This is a genomic window from Amycolatopsis sp. NPDC059021, assembly GCF_042739895.1.
Lineage (GTDB): Bacteria > Actinomycetota > Actinomycetes > Mycobacteriales > Pseudonocardiaceae > Amycolatopsis.
In genome coordinates this window covers 94637-111479 of the sequence record NZ_JBHYIQ010000020.1, presented here as the reverse complement: position 1 = coordinate 111479, position 16843 = coordinate 94637, and the positions used below count along the sequence as shown (strand labels likewise).

At 64.5% G+C, this 16843-nt stretch carries 16 protein-coding genes; 10 read left to right on the top strand and 6 right to left on the bottom strand.

Translation table 11 applies throughout. The features are described 5' to 3' along the window. Positions 1-300 precede the first annotated feature (300 nt). The 4 genes from ACFWX1_RS14910 to ACFWX1_RS14895 all read left to right on the top strand — a co-directional run bounded on the left by ACFWX1_RS14910 (position 301) and on the right by ACFWX1_RS14895 (position 4945). Positions 301-495 carry a hypothetical protein gene (locus ACFWX1_RS14910; protein ID WP_378387485.1) on the top strand — a complete coding sequence of 65 codons (195 nt, stop codon included), beginning with the start codon at positions 301-303 and terminating at the stop codon, positions 493-495. Between the two features lie 1002 nt (positions 496-1497). Then, entirely contained in the window at positions 1498-2433 is a 936-nt protein-coding gene (locus ACFWX1_RS14905; protein ID WP_378387483.1) for a hypothetical protein, read from the top strand. Continuing rightward, a complete protein-coding gene (locus ACFWX1_RS14900) occupies positions 2430-2915 on the top strand; it encodes a hypothetical protein (protein ID WP_378387481.1) in 486 nt (161 codons plus the stop codon). The genes ACFWX1_RS14905 and ACFWX1_RS14900 overlap by 4 nt, the downstream gene beginning before the upstream one ends. Then, the gene (locus ACFWX1_RS14895; RefSeq protein WP_378387479.1) at positions 2912-4945 is read left to right on the top strand and encodes a hypothetical protein; all 2034 of its coding nucleotides are present in this window, start codon (positions 2912-2914) and stop codon (positions 4943-4945) included. The genes ACFWX1_RS14900 and ACFWX1_RS14895 overlap by 4 nt, the downstream gene beginning before the upstream one ends. 3 nt (positions 4946-4948) lie before the next feature. Here the strand turns inward: ACFWX1_RS14895 and ACFWX1_RS14890 are convergent, their stop codons facing one another. Further along, complete coding sequence (locus ACFWX1_RS14890; RefSeq protein ID WP_378387478.1) at positions 4949-5419, bottom strand: NUDIX hydrolase; 471 nt, start codon at positions 5417-5419, stop codon at positions 4949-4951. Between the two features lie 8 nt (positions 5420-5427). After that, positions 5428-6171, bottom strand: a complete 744-nt coding sequence (locus ACFWX1_RS14885) for a DUF5919 domain-containing protein (protein ID WP_378387476.1) — start codon at positions 6169-6171, stop codon at positions 5428-5430. 220 nt (positions 6172-6391) lie between these two features. On the opposite strand from ACFWX1_RS14885, the gene ACFWX1_RS14880 reads away from it, so the two are divergent. The 3 genes from ACFWX1_RS14880 to ACFWX1_RS14870 are packed head-to-tail and all read left to right on the top strand — an operon-like array spanning position 6392 to position 6921. Further along, on the top strand, positions 6392-6655 hold the full coding sequence (locus tag ACFWX1_RS14880; protein WP_378387474.1) for a hypothetical protein: 264 nt from the start codon (positions 6392-6394) through the stop codon (positions 6653-6655). A gap of 34 nt (positions 6656-6689) precedes the next feature. Continuing rightward, complete coding sequence (locus tag ACFWX1_RS14875; RefSeq protein WP_378387472.1) at positions 6690-6806, top strand: AMED_5909 family protein; 117 nt, start codon at positions 6690-6692, stop codon at positions 6804-6806. Continuing rightward, complete coding sequence (locus tag ACFWX1_RS14870) at positions 6793-6921, top strand: AMED_5909 family protein (RefSeq protein WP_378387522.1); 129 nt, start codon at positions 6793-6795, stop codon at positions 6919-6921. The genes ACFWX1_RS14875 and ACFWX1_RS14870 overlap by 14 nt, the downstream gene beginning before the upstream one ends. 66 nt (positions 6922-6987) lie before the next feature. Here ACFWX1_RS14870 and ACFWX1_RS14865 read toward each other — a convergent pair whose 3' ends face one another. Together ACFWX1_RS14865 and ACFWX1_RS14860 are read right to left on the bottom strand one after the other, a co-directional pair. Continuing rightward, complete coding sequence (locus ACFWX1_RS14865) at positions 6988-8193, bottom strand: acyl-CoA dehydrogenase family protein (protein ID WP_378387470.1); 1206 nt, start codon at positions 8191-8193, stop codon at positions 6988-6990. A gap of 24 nt (positions 8194-8217) precedes the next feature. Continuing rightward, positions 8218-9513 (bottom strand): acyl-CoA dehydrogenase family protein, encoded by a 1296-nt coding sequence (locus tag ACFWX1_RS14860; protein WP_378387520.1) that lies wholly within the window; start codon positions 9511-9513, stop codon positions 8218-8220. Positions 9514-9749: 236 nt separating this feature from the next. Here ACFWX1_RS14860 and ACFWX1_RS14855 point away from each other — a divergent pair, with 236 nt between their 5' ends. Further along, positions 9750-10601 carry an alpha/beta fold hydrolase gene (locus tag ACFWX1_RS14855; RefSeq protein ID WP_378387468.1) on the top strand — a complete coding sequence of 284 codons (852 nt, stop codon included), beginning with the start codon at positions 9750-9752 and terminating at the stop codon, positions 10599-10601. On the opposite strand, the gene ACFWX1_RS14850 is transcribed toward ACFWX1_RS14855, so the two are convergent. Continuing rightward, complete coding sequence (locus ACFWX1_RS14850) at positions 10592-11800, bottom strand: low temperature requirement protein A (protein WP_378387466.1); 1209 nt, start codon at positions 11798-11800, stop codon at positions 10592-10594. The two genes, ACFWX1_RS14855 and ACFWX1_RS14850, sit on opposite strands and share 10 nt — an antisense overlap. A 153-nt stretch (positions 11801-11953) precedes the next feature. Continuing rightward, positions 11954-13147, bottom strand: a complete 1194-nt coding sequence (locus ACFWX1_RS14845) for a TetR/AcrR family transcriptional regulator (protein ID WP_378387464.1) — start codon at positions 13145-13147, stop codon at positions 11954-11956. A gap of 157 nt (positions 13148-13304) precedes the next feature. Between ACFWX1_RS14845 and ACFWX1_RS14840 the strand changes: the two genes are divergently transcribed. Both ACFWX1_RS14840 and ACFWX1_RS14835 read left to right on the top strand, forming a co-directional pair. Next, on the top strand, positions 13305-14516 hold the full coding sequence (locus ACFWX1_RS14840; RefSeq protein WP_378387462.1) for an acetyl-CoA C-acetyltransferase: 1212 nt from the start codon (positions 13305-13307) through the stop codon (positions 14514-14516). 17 nt (positions 14517-14533) lie between these two features. Then, positions 14534-16705 (top strand): 3-hydroxyacyl-CoA dehydrogenase NAD-binding domain-containing protein, encoded by a 2172-nt coding sequence (locus ACFWX1_RS14835; RefSeq protein WP_378387460.1) that lies wholly within the window; start codon positions 14534-14536, stop codon positions 16703-16705. Positions 16706-16843: the final 138 nt, after the last annotated feature.

Here is a 16843-nt window from a genome sequence, read left to right as displayed (position 1 = left end):
CCCGGCTATTGCACCCCCCGACGCCGGGGGGGGGGGCGGAGCAATCCGGGGCCCCCGGCCCGGCCCTTGTCCCGAACGCGTCGTTGGGGACATGCGCAGGTCGAGGATGTCTCGAACGCGTCGTTGGGGACGTTCAACGTCCCCTGCGCGTCGTTCGGGACACAGCCCTGCCCACCAGGCAGGGCAGATAGCATTCACGGAACGTCCCGGAGGCGGTACGCTGAGGGAGGACGCAGGGCCGCCGCGTCGAGGGGGAGCATCTGACACCCGGGCGGCCGAGGAGCGGATACCGTGCTTGCGTTGTCCTCAGGGGGAATCGGGCTGGTTCTGGTCGCCGTGACAATGCTCGTGGTGGCAGGCGTGGTGACACTGGCACTGCTGAAAAGGGTGCTCGACTCGCCGGACCGGGACGTCCGGGTCCGGGTCGCGGTGTTTCCCCGCCCCCGCATCGAAATCGACGCCAAAGCCACGCCAGGCCGCGCAGACAAAACCTGAGCCGCCGGAACCCGAAACCGCCCGGCCACTGTGTCCATAGAGGACACTCGCAGCCGGGCGGGACCCTCTCCGGGGAAGGGCTACCACAATTCGGCGCTCGTTCTTTGCCGAGGACGCGGCGGGCGACGATGAGTTGCTGGATCTGTTGCGTGCCTTCGAAGATGTCCAGGGTTTCTTAGCCGGTTTTCGCCGACCTTGCGATCGTGGGCGTAAATGGCCCTGACCTGCGCTGATGTGTCTCGCTGGGTCTCGTCGTCTGTCGCCTCTCCCCGGCCTCTGATGGCCTGGAGTACCAGCCACACCTACCCCTGCATCTCGATACGAAGCCAGCACGCGGCCGGTGGTGCCGGGTCAAGACACGCTTCACCGTCTTGACGTGGTGCTACCGGCCGCGGTCACGATCCGGCGTCGGGATGGAGGTCCCCTTGCGACAGTGCGTAACGGAGATCGAGTTACGAACGACTCGTCGGTCACCACCGCTTGTGGAGGGAGGCCGACGTTGGCTCTGGGGATCTGTATGCCGTCGCCGCGCGGCGCTGCGCCAGGTGACCCGCGGGCGGCCGCACCGCCCGACCGGCGGGCGAAGCGGAGCGGTAGCCCGCTGTGTCGGAAGCGGATGCGGCCGCCCAGGCGATGGGCTACGTAGGCGACAGGCACGCCACCACCGGCGGCGCGCCATTGATCCCATAGAACCAAGCTCGGCAACCGCTGAGCAGCAGATTGTCCCAACCTGGCATCGCAATAGCCTTTTCGAGTGATCTTTTGGTTGATACTGCATCTCGCTGGAGGCGTCCCAGCGCGGAATATCGGTAGACGTTGAGTGATATCTCAACAACCTTTACTCTTGAGCAAGAGAAGGGGATCGGAGGGGAAGGCGGTGGCTGTCATGACAGGCGCGCCGCACGGACGTGAAAGTGCCGGCAACGAACTATCTGTGTCGGTGCGCGGCGTGGTCTGTTGGCGACATGGTCGTCCACGCGCTGAAGGGTCTGGGCTGCGCTGATGACTCTGGAAGATCTTTCCGATATACCTGCTCTTGATCCTGGAGACGCTTTCGAGGAGCAGTGCTGGGGTCTGTTGCGGCGCAAGTATAAGGTCGAAGAAATCCAGTACCTTCCGGCCGACATGGGAGGCGACTGTGGCATTGAGGGCTACTCGACCGACGGCGTCGTTTATCAATGCTACGCGGATCGTGATTCACTGTCATTGCGCGCCAGGACAGATAAGCAAAAAGACAAGCTATACACTGACACTGAGAAGTTGCGAAAGTATAAAGATAGACTCTTGTCAGTACTGGATGGGCTCAAAGTCAAACACTACTTTCTAATGGTCCCAGAGTTTCACGCCGTTGAACTCGTCGCCTATGCGAACAAGCGCGCAAAGACTGTGCGGGAATACAATCTCCCCTTCATTGATGAGAAGTTTGCCATTCGCATAAAAACGCCGAAAGACTATCCTGCTGAACTGAGTGCAGCCTTGCGGGATAATCTTGCGAAGGCTGTGGTGCCAGATCCGGTTGTTGAAGATGTGGATGTGCAGGTCTTTCATGATGAAACGCCCAAGCTGGTTGAAAACATGGACACTAAGCTTGCCGTATTGAAGGGTTATGATCCCAGTGCGAATACGGTCAGCTTACGTAATAAGCTCATCAAGGCGTTTCTGGCCAAAGAGCAGATCATGGAAGGTTTAAAAGAGTGGCCGGGAACCTGGGAAGCGGTCGAAGTCAGGCGTCGGTTGCGGCAGGACGGTCTTGAGTTAGAGAATGAGCTCGACTCGTCGGCTCCGAGTCAGCGCCTAATGAAGCTAATCGGGGACTATGGCCTTGATTTAGAAGATAAAGTAGGCGGGATATCGGAGATTGATGCCAAGAAGTTATCTATGGGGCAGGCGGGAGAATGGCTCCTTCGTTGTCCTTTGCGTTTTAGGAAAGCGCAATGATTGATCCGTGGTATGCCGAACTAGAGGCAGCGCTGGACGTGCCGTATTCGTTCGAACGGCGGCCAGACCCCATTGCGGCATCGATGCGACCAGAGCGCCGAGTTCCGCTGCTTCTCCTCTTGGTTGCTAAAAGTCATGGTTCCGGCGCAAGTTGGAAGGCGCTTCAGTTGCTCAGTTGGGCCGTGCGAAGCCCTGAGCATATTCACTTGATCTCGCAGATCAGGGATGGCGAGGACGTACCCGACCAACCGCTGGTTAGGTTCGAGCCTGCGCTAGATCGGGCGATCGACCTCGCTGTTGGTCTCAACCTCCTGGAGGATAAGAAAAACCGTGTATATCGCTTGACTAATGATGGACGAGCGCTTGTGAAGGCAGTTCAAAAGAGTAATGCATTCGAGCGTGAGCGTAGCATGCTCGACCAAATAGAAGGCAAAGTAACCCAAAAAGAAGTATCTCGCATAATCGAGTGGCGGCACATATGAAGCTGCGGTTACGGCATCTCAGATTGCGTGCTGAGACTGAATACGGCCGATTTGGAGCCGACATCCCGCTGTCTGATGGCCTGATGGTCTTTAGGGCTGATAACTCGCGCGGTAAGTCGACTTCGATGCAGGGCTTCTTATTCGCTCTGGGACTTGAGAAGATGATCACGGCGAGGGCCTCGCACGCTGTCACGTCAGCTATGCGAGATCGCTTGATCTATGATCCAAGTACTAAAAGCGAGACGCCGGTACTTTCTTCTTGGATTAGCCTTGAGATCCAAGGTGTCACTAATGATGTAGTGACGTTAACAAGATGGATTAAACATGATCAGTTTGACTCTGGCTTAGTTCGTGTCACTCTCGGTCCTGCAATTACAGCCCCCGATGAGTACGAAGTTCAGGACTATTACGTCGGCCGGCCCGGTGCTGCGGCGAATCCAAAAGGATTTCATAAGTGGCTCGCTTCCTTTATTGGGTGGCAGCTGCCGCAGTTGCCGGCAGCGGATGGACGTTTGGCTCCTCTGTATATGGAACAGGTCTTTCCTCTGCTGTTCGTAGAGCAGCGCCGGGGGTGGGGTGGAATTCAGGCGCAGATGCCGTATTTTTCCGGCGTGGTTGATGTCAAGCGGCGCGCAATTGAGTTTCTTCTGAAACTTGATGTTGGCGAAGTCGAATCGGAAAGAATGCGGCTACGTGCTGAGGATAAAGTTGTTCAAGACCAATGGCGGACTGCCGTGCGCGCATTCAAAGATTCCATAAGTGGCGATGGCTTAGTGGTCCAACGTTTGCCGGATAATCTGGTGACAGCTTGGCCTCCGGTTAATCGCCCCTTCGTAGCTGAAGCTAGGGAAGACTCATGGGTCAACCTGGAGTCTGTGTTGGCGAGCCTGCGGACTGAGCTGGCGAATATATCTGAGGTTCAAGTCCGCCCAGTTCGAGAGGTCTCGGGCGAGTTGGAGCAAACGCTCGCGGTCGCTATCGAGCGCTCTGATAGCTTACGCCAAGCGGGTGCGATTCTCCGCGACGAAATTGTGCAAGATCAGCGAGAGTTGCGACAACTGCAGAGTAGAATTGGAGCGCTCGAAGAAGATCTTCGTGAGCATCAAGACATTCTCATCTTGGAACGGTTGGGATCAGAAAGCATTTCTCGCTTGCACGGAGACTGCCCCGTATGTCATCAAGAGCTTCCTGTCTCGCTGCTTGGCGCTGAGACCACCACGTCGACCCTGTCTGCGGAATCGAGTGTCGACTACATTAAGCAACAAATTGATTTGTTCTCTGTGATGGAAAGGGATACTCGGGCGACTGTTGAGGCAAAGCGTGAACGATTCGCTTCACTGAAGCGAATGGCGGCGGAAACCCGCAGTCAAATACGGTCACTTAGGTCATCTTTGACGTCAGCGGAAAACACGCCATCCGAAGAGGACGTCGCACAGAAGGTAAGGATCGCTCAAAAGCTTGAAAGCCTCACGGTGGCGAGCGAGAGGTTCTCCCAGCTTCTTGGTGAGCTAGAGCGCTTTGCCGAAACAGCAAGGGGTATCCGGGCAGCCTTGCAAAAATTGCCAAAGGATAGTGCGTCTGACAACGATCGTGCGAAATTGGGTTTCGTTAAGCGCTCGTTTATTGATCAGTTGCGGGCCTACGACTTCGGATCTTTTCGTGCAGAAGAGAACTTGGATATCTCAAAAACTGACTATCTGCCTCGCCGAGATGACTTCGATTTGCAGGCAGACATATCTGCGTCTGACTCGATCCGGGTTGTCTGGTCGTATTTGTTGAGCTTACTAGAGGTCTCCGAGTCCTATGATACGAATCATCCCGGGCTCTTAATATTTGACGAGCCGCGACAGCAGAGCGCTAAAGATGTTTCATTTCGCGCGTTGCTTCGTCGAGCTTCGATGAACCCTGGTAGTCGTCAAGTTATTTTCGCAACTTCTGAAGACCTGGGCTCGCTGCAAAGTATGTTGCAGGGCATTGATCATACTTTGTTCCCGGTCGACGGTTACGTGCTGAAGCCGGTTCAGGAGTGAGAGTTAAGTAAAGTGCACGGTGGTCGGTTGGTTTGTGGCATGTTCTATGCGTAGCCGAATGCTAGGGTGAATTTGTAGATCATTCAAGGCAATTGCTTCAATCCAAATAACCTCTGAGCTTTCGCTACTTTTGCGTAGGTCTCCGCCGATTTGCCGGGCATGGAAGCAGATAGAGAACTCTTGCCTAACTTCGCCGTCATCGTAGGCGATAACGTGTTTCGGATCTGAGTACAGGCCGATCACGCCTGTGACCTCGCACTCGATGCCGGTCTCTTCGCGGACCTCCCTAACTGCCGCCTCGGCCAGCGTCTCGCCGAGTTCCAGTTGGCCGCCGGGGATGGAGTACAGGTCGTTGTCCGTGCGTCGGATCATCAGGATTCGGCCCTCGTCGTCCTGGATGAACGCGGAGACCGCGACTGCGATGCTGTTCGCCTTGGGGGCGTTCGGGTCGTTGTAGTAGTCGACTCGGGTCATGCTGCCTCCTAGAAGGTGGCTGGCTTGGCGAGGTTCCAGACTGACTCGAAGCTCTCCGAGTAGGTCTCGAAGAGGTCCCCGGCGGACAGCCGTCGGAGGTGGAGCGACGGGGCGTGGGCGCCCTGGATCCCGTACACGTGCGTGTTGATGATCATTTCGTCGTCGAAGCGGAAGATCGAGTTGTAGAGGGTCGTGTTGTGGAAGCGCATTTCGACCCCGTCGACGCCGATCAGCGGACGGTAGGACGCCAGTGCGTTGCGGATGCGTGCCGGGAGCGTTCCGTCGCCCAACTGCTCTTCTTCACCGCGCAGGGCGACGCTGTCGCCTTCCGGGTCACCGAACAGCAGGCGGATGTGAGCACCGGCAGAGGCTTTCGCCAAAAGGTCTTTGATGAACCGCGGGCGTTCGACCAGGAACAACGCTGCGTGTACCAGGATTTCAACAGTCGCCGAGGCTTCGTTGATCAGCCGGTCCCACAGTTCGACGGGGACGGCGTGGCGGTGCGGGAAGACCTGTACGACCTCGGCGGCGGCCGTCTCGGCTTTGCGCTCCGGGGCTACCGAATCCGGCCAGAGGTAGGTCTCCGATTCGCGTGCCATGGCGGCGATCTTGTGTCGGTGCTTGGGGTAGGGCGTCCGGTTCTTGGTGATCCAGCGTTCGACGGTCTTCTGATCGACGCCGACGGCCTCGGCGACCTGCTCCAGTGTCAGGCCGTTGCGCATTAGCGCGTCACGCAGGCGTTCGTTCGGCATCGGCACCCTTGGGACGTGTAGGGACGTCTTCGACGGTAGCAGGGACGTCCCTAGATGTCCCGTCAGGTAGTGATCACGTCCCGTGTTCTGGGGGAGATTGGTGTCAGGCTGCCGGGTCAGGCCGGTGGCAGAGCACCGAGGAGTTAGGCGTGACCGTTGAACCGCCGTCCGGTCGCCTGGCGCGGACAAGCGGGGGGCACCTGCATAGGCGCGGTGTGGCATGACGGCGACGTGGGACGGCTTGGGGCTTCGTTGGACGGTGGATCCGGGTACCGAGGTGACGGTGGAGGAGACCGGGCCGCACGCGTCGTGTCCGCCGGTTCTGGTGTTGGCTGGGGTCTGTGTGGTGACGCTGGTACCGCCGGAGGACCAGACGGCCTGGAGGGGATGCGCGATGTTCCTGCGCCGGCTTCGGGACCAGGCGGACGAGCTGGCGACCCTGCTGGAAATCCGCGTGGAGGGGCGTGATCGTGTCGAAAGGTGAGCCGAAGACGCTGTCGGAAGCGCATGAGGTGGTGATGAAGCGTCGGCCTCCCAGCAAAGCGGATCCTTCGGCGTGGGTGGCGTTCCGGCTCGGTAACGCGCGGCTGTACGAGGCCGTCGCGGACATCGACCGGGGCCATCATCCTCGGTAACGCGCGGCTGTACGAGGCCGTCGCGGACATCGACCGGGGCCATCATCACGAGGCGCTGTACTGGGCCGGGTATGAGAAACGGCAGGCGGAGGAGATTCAGACGGGAGAAACATAAAGCCGCCCGGCCGCGCGTGTCCACAGAGGACACGAGTGGCCGGGCGGGGACCCTCCCGGTGTTGGGCTACTTCAGCTCGGCAGAAGTCTTGCCGAGGACGCGGCGGGCGACGATGAGTTGCTGAATCTGCTGCGTGCCTTCGAAGATGTCCAGGATCTTCGCGTCCCGGCTCCACTTCTCCAGCAGGGATTCCTCGGAGTACGCACCGGTCAGCTCGACGCACTTCAGCGTGATGTCGACGACCGAGCGGCCTGCTTTCGCCTTGGCCATCGAGGCTTGCAGTGAGTTCGGCTGGCGGTTGTCGGCCATCCATGCGGATTCCAGCGTCAGCAGGTACGCCGATTCGTAGTCCGCTTCCAGCTGGAGAAACGCCGCGGCGGCCGCGTGCTGGGTGTTGGCGGGGCGGTCGTAGTCGATGGTGATCCCGGCTTCGGTCAGGATGCGACGGGTTTCCTCCAGCGCCGCCCGCGCGACGCCGATGGCCATCGCGGCCACGAGCGGGCGGGTGTTGTCGAAGGTCTGCATGACCCCGGCGAAGCCCTTCGCCGTGTCGATCTCCGGCGTGCCGAGCAGGTTTTCCTTGGGGACACGGCAGTTCTCGAACCGGAGCACCGCGGTGTCGGAGGCACGAATGCCGAGTTTGTGCTCGACCCGCACGACCTCGAAGCCGGGCGTGCCCTTCTCCACGACGAACGACTTGATCGCCGCGCGGCCCTTCGACTTGTCCAGTGTCGCCCACACGACGACGGCGTCGGCGCGCTGGCCGGACGTCACGAAGATCTTCTCGCCGTTGAGCACGTACTCGTCGCCATCGAGGCGAGCGGTCGCGGTGATCGCCGCCGAGTCCGAGCCGCAGCCCGGTTCGGTGATCGCCATCGCGGCCCACAAACCGTTGAAGCGCTTGAGTTGTTCGTCGGTGGCGACCGAGCCGATCGCCGCGTTGCCCAGGCCCTGGCGTGGCATCGACAGCAGCAGCCCGACGTCACCCCAGCACATCTCGATCGTGCCGAGGACGACGTTCAGGTTGGCGCCGTTGCGGTTTCCCTTCTTGGCGCCGTCCTTGTCGTCGCGGCGGACACCCGCCGCGCCCGCGCCGCCCTCGCCGGAGGAGTTGAGCCCGTCCAGCAGCGCGGCGAACATGTCGAGTTCGGTCGGGTAGGTGTGCTCGGCGCGGTCGTACTTGCGCGAGATCGGCCGGAACACTTCCGACGCGGCCTGGTACGCCTGGTTGATCAGCGCGCCGGCCTTCTTGGGGACTTCCAGGTTGATCATGAGTGCTTACCTTCCGAGAAAGCCTTAAAGGAGAACGGCGCCTTCCATCACGCCGATGGCGCGCAGATCGCGGTACCAGCGTTCGACCGGGTGCTCCTTGACGAAGCCGTGCCCGCCGAGCAACTGCACACCCGCGTTGCCGATCTGCATGCCCTTGTCCGCGGCGAGTTTGCGGGCCAGCGCGACCTCGCGGGCGTAGGACTTGCCCTGCTCGGCGCGGGCGGCCGCGCGCAACGTCACCAGGCGCAGGCCTTCCAGCTCGATCGCGATGTCCGCCACGGAGAACGCGACGGCCTGGCGGTGGCTGATCGGTTCGCCGAACGCGGTCCGCTCGTTGACGTAGGGCACGACGTAGTCGAGGACGGCCTTCGCGGTCCCGGCCGCCAGCGCCGCCCAGCCGAGCCGCGACAGCCGCACGATCTCGGCGAACACCTCGGGCTTTCCGCCGCCGAGCAGTGCGCCCGCGGGCAGCGAAGCCTTCTCCAGGTGCAGTTTCCCGGTCGCGGCGCCGCGCAGGCCCATCGCGGGCTCGGCTTCGATCGTGACGCCGGAGTTCGACGACTCCACAAGGAAAAGTGCGGGACCCCGGCCTTCGAGGTCGGCGGAGACGATGAACAGTTCCGCCTGCGCCGCGCGCGGCACCAGCGACTTCACGCCGTCGAGCTGATAGCCCTTCGGTGTGCGCCGGGCCTTGGTGGCGGGCTTGAACGGGTCGAACAGCGGGGCGCGCTCCTGCAGCGCGAGCGCGGCCGCCGGGACGTGCTCGGTGGCGAACGCGGGCACGTAGTCGGCCTGCTGCTGCTCGTCGCCGTAGGAGACCAGCGCGGTGCTCACGGCCGACGGCGCGAGGACGGCGACGGCGAGCCCAAGGTCGCCGTGTGCGAGCGCCTCCGCGACGAGCGCGTTGGTGACGACCGAGCGTTCGGTGCCGACGCCGCCCAGCTCCTCGGGGATCCCGACGAGGCTGATGCCCAGCTCGGCGGCCCTGCTGAGCAGGCCCTCCGGCGCGGCGAGCTTCGCGTCGGCGTCCGCGGCGGCCGGGCGCAGCTGCTCGGCCGCGAACTCGGTGACGGTCTCGACGATGAGCTGCTGATCCTCACTCGGGGTGAGGTCGAACAGGCCCTTGTCGGACGTCGGCGCGAGCCGCGCCGGCTTGCCGAGCCGCTGCGCCGCCTGGAACGAACGGGTGGCCGCGCCCGCGACGCGGAAGCCGTTCCTCGTCCCCGCGGTGACGAGGTTCTCGACGGGCTTGCGCAGCCCGGCCTTGTCGATGACCTTGCTCCCGGCCAACCGGGTGAGCGCGGCCAGGCCGAAGCCCATCGCGTCTCGTTTCCTTGGCGCAGCCATGGTGGCCCCTCCATCTCGCTACCTACTCGTGAGTAGGTTAGCGGTCCGGAGCGGTTCGTGCCAGCGGTGCCCCTCGATTCGGTGGCCGGACTCACCCGGGAGACCAACGGTCACTCCTGCTTGTCTGTTCGTCCCGGCTGCCCGCGAACAGGAACTTTCCGGCGATAGCTTGCGTTCGAAAGCGGTTTCACGCTGCCTCGGAGGAATGAATGAGCGACTCCCTGCCTGTCGTCCTGGTGCACGGCTTCTGGCACGGCAGCTGGTGCTGGAGCCCGGTGGCCGAGCAGCTGGCCGCCCGCGGGATCCAGTCCGTCGCGGTCGACCTCGAAGGGCACGGACTGCGCGGCCCCGCTCCGCGCGCCCGCTGGGCGCGGCCGTTCGACGCGGAGGCGTTCGCCACCGAACCCTCCCCGGTCGCCTCCGTCACCGCGTCCTCAGCGGCGGCCGACCTCGCCGACCGGATCCGGGCGATCGGCGGGGGCCGGCCGTGTCTCGTGGTCGCGCACAGCGCCGGTGGCGTGGTCGCCACCGCGTTGGCGGAACTCGCTCCGGAACTCGTGGGCGGGCTGGTCTACGTGGCCGCGCTCGCGCCGGTGAACGGGATGTCCGCGTGGTCGTACGTCGCCAGTCCGGAAGCCGCGGGTGAGAAGCTGTCGCCGCTGCTGGTGGCCGACCCGGCGGTGATCGGCGCCGCGCGCATCGACTTCCACGACCCGGACCGGCGGGATCAGCTCAAGGAGGTCTTCTACGGCGACGTCGACGACCGCACGGCGGACGCCGCCATCTCCATGCTCACTCCGGACGGCCCGGCCGGGATCCCCGGTGAGGAGCTGACCGTGACGGCGGCGCGCTACGGCAGCATCCCGCACTCATACGTGACCTGTACCCAGGACTACGCCATCGCGCCGACGCTGCAACAGCGGTTCATCAAGGAGATCGACGCCGTGTCGGCGTCCCCAACCGTCGTCACGGAGCTCGAGTCCTCCCACTCGCCCTTCCTGTCCCAGCCCGCTGTGCTCGCCGAAGTGATTGCTGAAGCCGCGACCGCACGTCACGGGTGATCGGCCCGAACCTGACGACGCCATTCCGACCAGCGGAGCCGCTCGAAGGCGATGAGCCCGAGGACGGTTCCCGTGGCGATCACGAGCGTCACGGCCGCGGGGACGTGTTCGAGCAGCGGAGTCACCGCGGGCAACGCCGCCGCGAGCACCAGGCGCTGCACGTTCCACCGGCCGAGGTTGCGCCTGCGCAGGGCACTCAGCGTGCACAGGTACAGCGCCAGCCCGCCGGTCAGCGCCCAGATCGGGACGCCGTGCAGTGCCTCACCGGGGTGATGGTGCTCGGTGTCGGCGAGGTACAGGAACGCCTTCTTGAGACCGAGCGCGACGAGCACGATCCCGGCGATGAGCGGCAGGTGCAGGAACGTGTACGAGTCGGTCGCGAGTTTCGTGCGCTCGATGCCGGTGGCGCGGGAGAGCCGGCGTTCGGAAACCCAGGCCACGACGTCGAAGTACGTCCACCACATTCCTGCGGCGAGCGCGAGCCCGCAGATCGCGGCCCCGGCGACGAGCCACGACATCGGCAGTGCGCCGATCCCGATGCCGATGGCCACAATGGACTCCCCGAGCGCGATGATCACGATGAGCCCGAAGCGTTCCGCGAAATGCGCGGGGGAGTTCAGCCGCCAGCCCGCCGGGCCCGCGAGGTAGACGTTGAGGTAGTCGACGGCGAGCGCGATGACCCAGACGCCGAGTTGCCACGGGCCGTGCAGGAACGCCGCGAACGCCAGCAACGCCACGCTCGGCAGCAGGCCGGCGAGCATCCGCAGCAGGACGCGGCGAAGCGCGGCGTCGTGCCGTGCGGCCCCGAGGTAGGCGAGCTCTTGGAGCAGCCGCACGGCGAAATAGCAGACGACGAACAGCAACGGGGCGTACAGCCCGCCGGGCTGGTCGGTGAACGCTTCCGGGATCGTCAGCGACACCAGGAACATCACCGCCATCGCGGCGAACATCGCGAGCCGGGCGATGCCGTGGTCGACGTGGATCGTGGTGCCCAGCCAGGCATAGCTGCACCAGCACCACCACAGCACGGCGAGCATCGCCATGCCCTGGCCGATCCCGAGCAGGCTCAGGTGATTGGCCATCAGCTGTGTCGTCTGGGTGATCGCGTAGACGAACACCAGGTCGAAGAACAGCTCCAGGCTGGAGACCCGGTGCTCTTCGTCCTCGGTCACCAGATGCAGTCGGCGTGTCGTGGGCACGGCGCATGTTCGCACGAAGACAGGTGTCCCGAGGCGACTTTCACCGAGAGCTGACCGACGAAAATCGGATGCGCGAAAGGCGGCGCGTGCGTCAGGTTTTCCCGTCGGGATGGCCGCACGCCGGGCGGGCACTGTCCGAAGTGGCCGGTCCGGTCAGCCGAGTCCCAGCGCGGCGTGCAGGAGCGCGCTCAGTTCGGCTTCGAGGTTCGGGCGGTGCGCGACGCGGCGAGTCTTGGTCAGGTCGTTCGCGATGGTCAGCGCCGCGTGCACGGTGATCTTCACTTCCCGCGCGGGAAGCTCCGGCCGCACGGCCGAAAGCAGCGACACCCAGCGCGCGACGTAGTCCCGCTGCACCCGCAGCAGTCCGGCCCGGTCGCGGTCGGGGATGCTCGCCCGGTCGGCGGAGAAGGCGACGTGCAGTTCCGGGGTGTGCAGCAGCGTGTGCACATAGGACGCGGCGAGCCTGCGCAGCGCGTCCCGTTCGTCGGCCGCGCGTAACGCCTCTTCGGCGGCGACGGCGAGCCGGTCGCCCGCCCGGTGCCCGATCGCCACGAGCAGTGCGCCCTTGCTCGGGAAGTGCCGGTACACGCTGGGCCCGGCGATCCCGGCGGCCGAGCCGATGTCCTCCATGCTCACCGCGCGGAACCCGCGGTCGGAGAACAACCGGGTCGCCTCCGACAGCAGTTGCTCGCGCCGCGAAGGCGTACCGAGGACGGCGAGTGGCGGGGGTTCCGGCGCCGCACCCGCCGCGGGCAGTGTGGTGTTGAGCACAGCGAGCGCCCGCTCGACGAGCAGCTGCGCGAAGCGTTTCTTCGCGACCGTCGTGTGGTGGACCGACACGCTGCCGAACACCGACAACGTCGCCCAGCACAACAGCTCGGCGTCTTCCGCGGCCAGTTCGGGGCGGACCCGGAGCAGCGTTTTGCTCCACGCCGCGAGCAGCGCGCCGGAGCGTTTGCCGATCTCGCGCTGGTCGTCCCGGGGCAGATGACGGCCTTCCCATCGCCACAGCGCGGCGATCTCCCGGCGCTCCACCGCCTGGGTCGCCAGGACGGTGAGCAGGCCTTCCAGCTGGTCGACGGCCGATTCGGCGTCGGAAAGCGCTTCGGCGGTCGCGCTCTCCATGTCGTCGATCCCGGCCAGCACGACGTAGGCGAGGATCGCCTGCTTGTCCGCGAAATGCCGGTAGAGCGCAGGCCCGGTGACGCCGCCCGCGGCGGCGATGTCGTTGATCCCGACGCCGTGGAACCCCCGCTCGCGGAACAGCTCCGCGGCGACCGCGGCGAGCTGCGCCTTGCGGTCGCGCGGCCTCCTGGTGCCGGCCCGCCGGGGTGAAGGTGACGTCATGGTGAACCGACGATAGCGCGTCATGGGTAGGAAACAACCCATTGACACCATGGGGTTACTCGGGCATATGTTAATCGGCATTAGCGCGTACTCGGCAGTATGATCCCGGTGCGGATACAACGCAGTACCAACCACGCCCTGCGCGGAGGAGTGTTCAGTGAGTAGCGAGGCCTACATCTACGAGGCGATTCGCACGCCTCGCGGCAAGAACAAGGGTGGTGCCCTGCACGGCACCAAGCCGGTCGACCTCGTGGTCGGCCTGATCAACGAGCTGAAGGTCCGCCATCCGAACCTCGATCCGGCGGCGATCGACGACATCGTGCTCGGCGTCGTCTCCCCGGTGGGTGAGCAGGGCGCGGTCATCGCGCGGACCGCCGCGCTGAACGCGGGCCTGCCCGAGACCGTCGCGGGCGTGCAGCTCAACCGCTTCTGCGCCTCCGGCCTGGAAGCCACCAACACCGCCGCGCAGAAGGTCGCCTCCGGCTGGGACCAGCTGATCATCGCCGGTGGTGTCGAGTCGATGTCGCGGGTGCCGATGGGCTCGGACGGCGGCGCGCTGTTCATGGACCCGGCCACCGCCTACGACAACTACATCGTCCCGCAGGGCACCGGCGCCGACCTGATCGCGACGATCGAGGGCTTCTCCCGCGAGGACGTCGACGCCTGGGCCGTGCGCTCGCAGGACAAGGCCGAAGCCGCCTGGTCCGGCGGTTACTTCGCGAAGTCCGTCGTACCGGTGAAGGACATCAACGGTGTCACCGTGCTCGACCACGACGAGCACCGCCGCCCCGGCTCCACGGTCGAGGGCCTCGGCAAGCTCAAGCCCGCTTTCGCCGGCATCGGCGAGCTGGGCGGCTTCGACGCCGTCGCGCTGCAGAAGTACCACCAGGTCGAGAAGATCAACCACGTCCACACCGGCGGGAACTCCTCGGGCATCGTGGACGGCGCCGCGCTCGTGCTGGTCGGCAACGAGCAGGTCGGCAAGACCTTCGGCCTGACCCCGCGGGCCCGCATCGTGGCCACCGCGTCGATCGGCTCCGAGCCGACGATCATGCTCACCGGCCCGACCCCGGCCACGCAGAAGGTCCTCGACAAGGCCGGGCTCACCCCGGACGACATCGACCTTTGGGAGCTCAACGAGGCCTTCGCCTCCGTCGTGCTCAAGTGGATCAAGGACCTGAACCTGCCGGAGGAGAAGGTCAACGTCAACGGTGGCGCGATCGCGATGGGGCACCCGCTGGGCGCCACCGGCGCGATGCTGGTCGGCACCGTGGTGGACGAGCTGGAACGCCGTCAGGCGCGCCGCGCGCTGGTGACCCTGTGCATCGGCGGCGGCATGGGTGTCGCGACCATCATCGAGCGGGTCTGAGTCCGAGGGATAGGGAAATGGCTGAAGCGAAAACCATCCGCTGGGAACAGGACGCCGACGGCATCGTCGTGCTGACCCTGGACGACCCCAAGCAGTCCGCCAACACGATGAACGCCGACTTCCGCGAGTCGCTCGGCGTGGTCGTGGACCGGCTGGAGTCCGAAAAGGACACCATCACCGGTGTCGTGCTGACGTCGGCGAAGAAGACCTTCTTCGCCGGTGGCGACCTCAAGGACCTGATCCAGGCGCAGCCGGAGCACGCGGCCGAGATCACCGAGAGCAGCTCCCTGATGAAGGGGCAGATGCGCCGGCTCGAGCAACTCGGCAAGCCGGTCGTCGCCGCGATCAACGGCGCCGCGCTCGGCGGTGGCCTGGAGCTGGCGCTCGCGACGCACCACCGCATCGCGGCCGACGTCAAGGGCAGCCAGATCGGCCTCCCCGAGGTCACCCTCGGCCTGCTCCCCGGCGGCGGTGGCGTGGTCCGCACGGTTCGTCTGCTGGGCATCCAGAGCGCGCTGCTGAACGTCCTGTTGCAGGGCCAGCGGCACCGTCCTGCCAAGGCGCTCGAACTCGGCCTGGTGCACGAACTCGTTGGCACGGTCGAAGAACTGATCCCGGCCGCGAAGGCGTGGATCAAGGCCAACCCCGAGGGCGGCGTCCAGCCCTGGGACGTCAAGGGCTACAAGATCCCCGGTGGCAGCCCGTCGAACCCGAGCTTCGCGGCGAACCTGCCCGCGTTCCCGGCGAACCTGCGCAAGCAGATCAAGGGCGCGAACATGCCCGCGCCGCGCGCGATCCTTTCCGCGGCCATCGAGGGCGCGCTGGTCGACGTCGACACCGCGCTCCAGGTCGAGACGCGCTACTTCGTCAACCTCGCCACCGGCCAGGTCGCGAAGAACATGACGAAGGCGTTCTTCTTCGACCTGCAGACCATCAACTCCGGCGGCTCCCGTCCGGACGGCTTCGAGAAGTACACCGCCAAGAAGGTCGGCGTCATCGGTGCCGGGATGATGGGCGCGGCGATCGCGTATGTCTCGGCGAAGGCCGGGATCGACGTCGTGCTCAAGGACGTCACGCAGGAAGCCGCCGAAAAGGGCAAGGGCTACGCGGTCAAGCTGGAGGAGAAGGCGCTCTCCCGTGGCAAGACCACGAAGGAGAAGTCGGACGCGCTGCTGGCGAAGATCAAGCCGACCGACAAGCCGGAGGACTTCGCCGGGGTCGACTTCGTGATCGAGGCCGTGTTCGAGAGCGTCGAGCTCAAGCACAAGGTGTTCCAGGAGATCGAGAGCATCGTCGACCCGGACGCCGTGCTGGGCTCGAACACCTCGACGCTGCCGATCACCTCGCTCGCCGAGGGCGTGCAGCGGACCGAGGACTTCATCGGCATCCACTTCTTCTCGCCGGTGGACAAGATGCCGCTGGTCGAGATCATCTGCGGCGAGAAGACCTCCCCGGCCACGCTGGCGAAGGTCTTCGACTACACCCTGCAGATCAAGAAGACGCCGATCGTCGTCAACGACAGCCGTGGCTTCTTCACCTCGCGCGTGATCGGCACGTTCATCAACGAGGCCGTCGCCGCGCTGGGCGAGGGCGTCGAGCCGTCGTCGATCGAGCAGGCGGGTTCGCAGGCCGGGTACCCGGCGCCGCCGCTGCAGCTGATGGACGAGCTGACCCTGACGTTGCCGCGCAAGATCCGCAAGGAGACCCGCGAGGCGATCGAGGCGGCCGGTGGCACCTGGACGGCGCACGCCTCCGAGGCCGTCATCGACAAGATGCTCGACGAGTACGACCGCAAGGGCCGGTCCACCGGCGCCGGGTTCTACGAGTACGACGCCGAAGGCAAGCGCGTCGGGCTGTGGCCGGGGCTGCGGGACGCGTTCAAGTCCGGTTCCGCCGACGTCCCGTTCGAGGACCTCAAGGAGCGGATGCTCTTCGCCGAGGCGCTCGAAACCGTGAAGTGCTTCGACGAGGGTGTGCTGACCTCGGTCGCGGACGCGAACATCGGGTCGATCTTCGGCATCGGGTTCCCGGCCTGGACCGGCGGTGTCATCCAGTACATCAACCAGTACTCCGGTGGCCTGCAGGGCTTCGTCGACCGCGCCCGCCAGCTGGCCGAGCGCTACGGCGACCACTTCACCCCGCCTCAGTCCCTTGTGGACAAAGCGGCCAAGGGCGAGATCTACGAGTGAGCTGAAGGGGACTTTCCTCCGATAGGACGCACTGAAGGGGACTTTCCTCGCATGCCATGGGATGGACGTTGCCGTGAGGAGTGCCCCTTTTTGGGTAAAGGGATGAGTTAAACCGAGTTTTTTAGTTTCGCGCCGTAT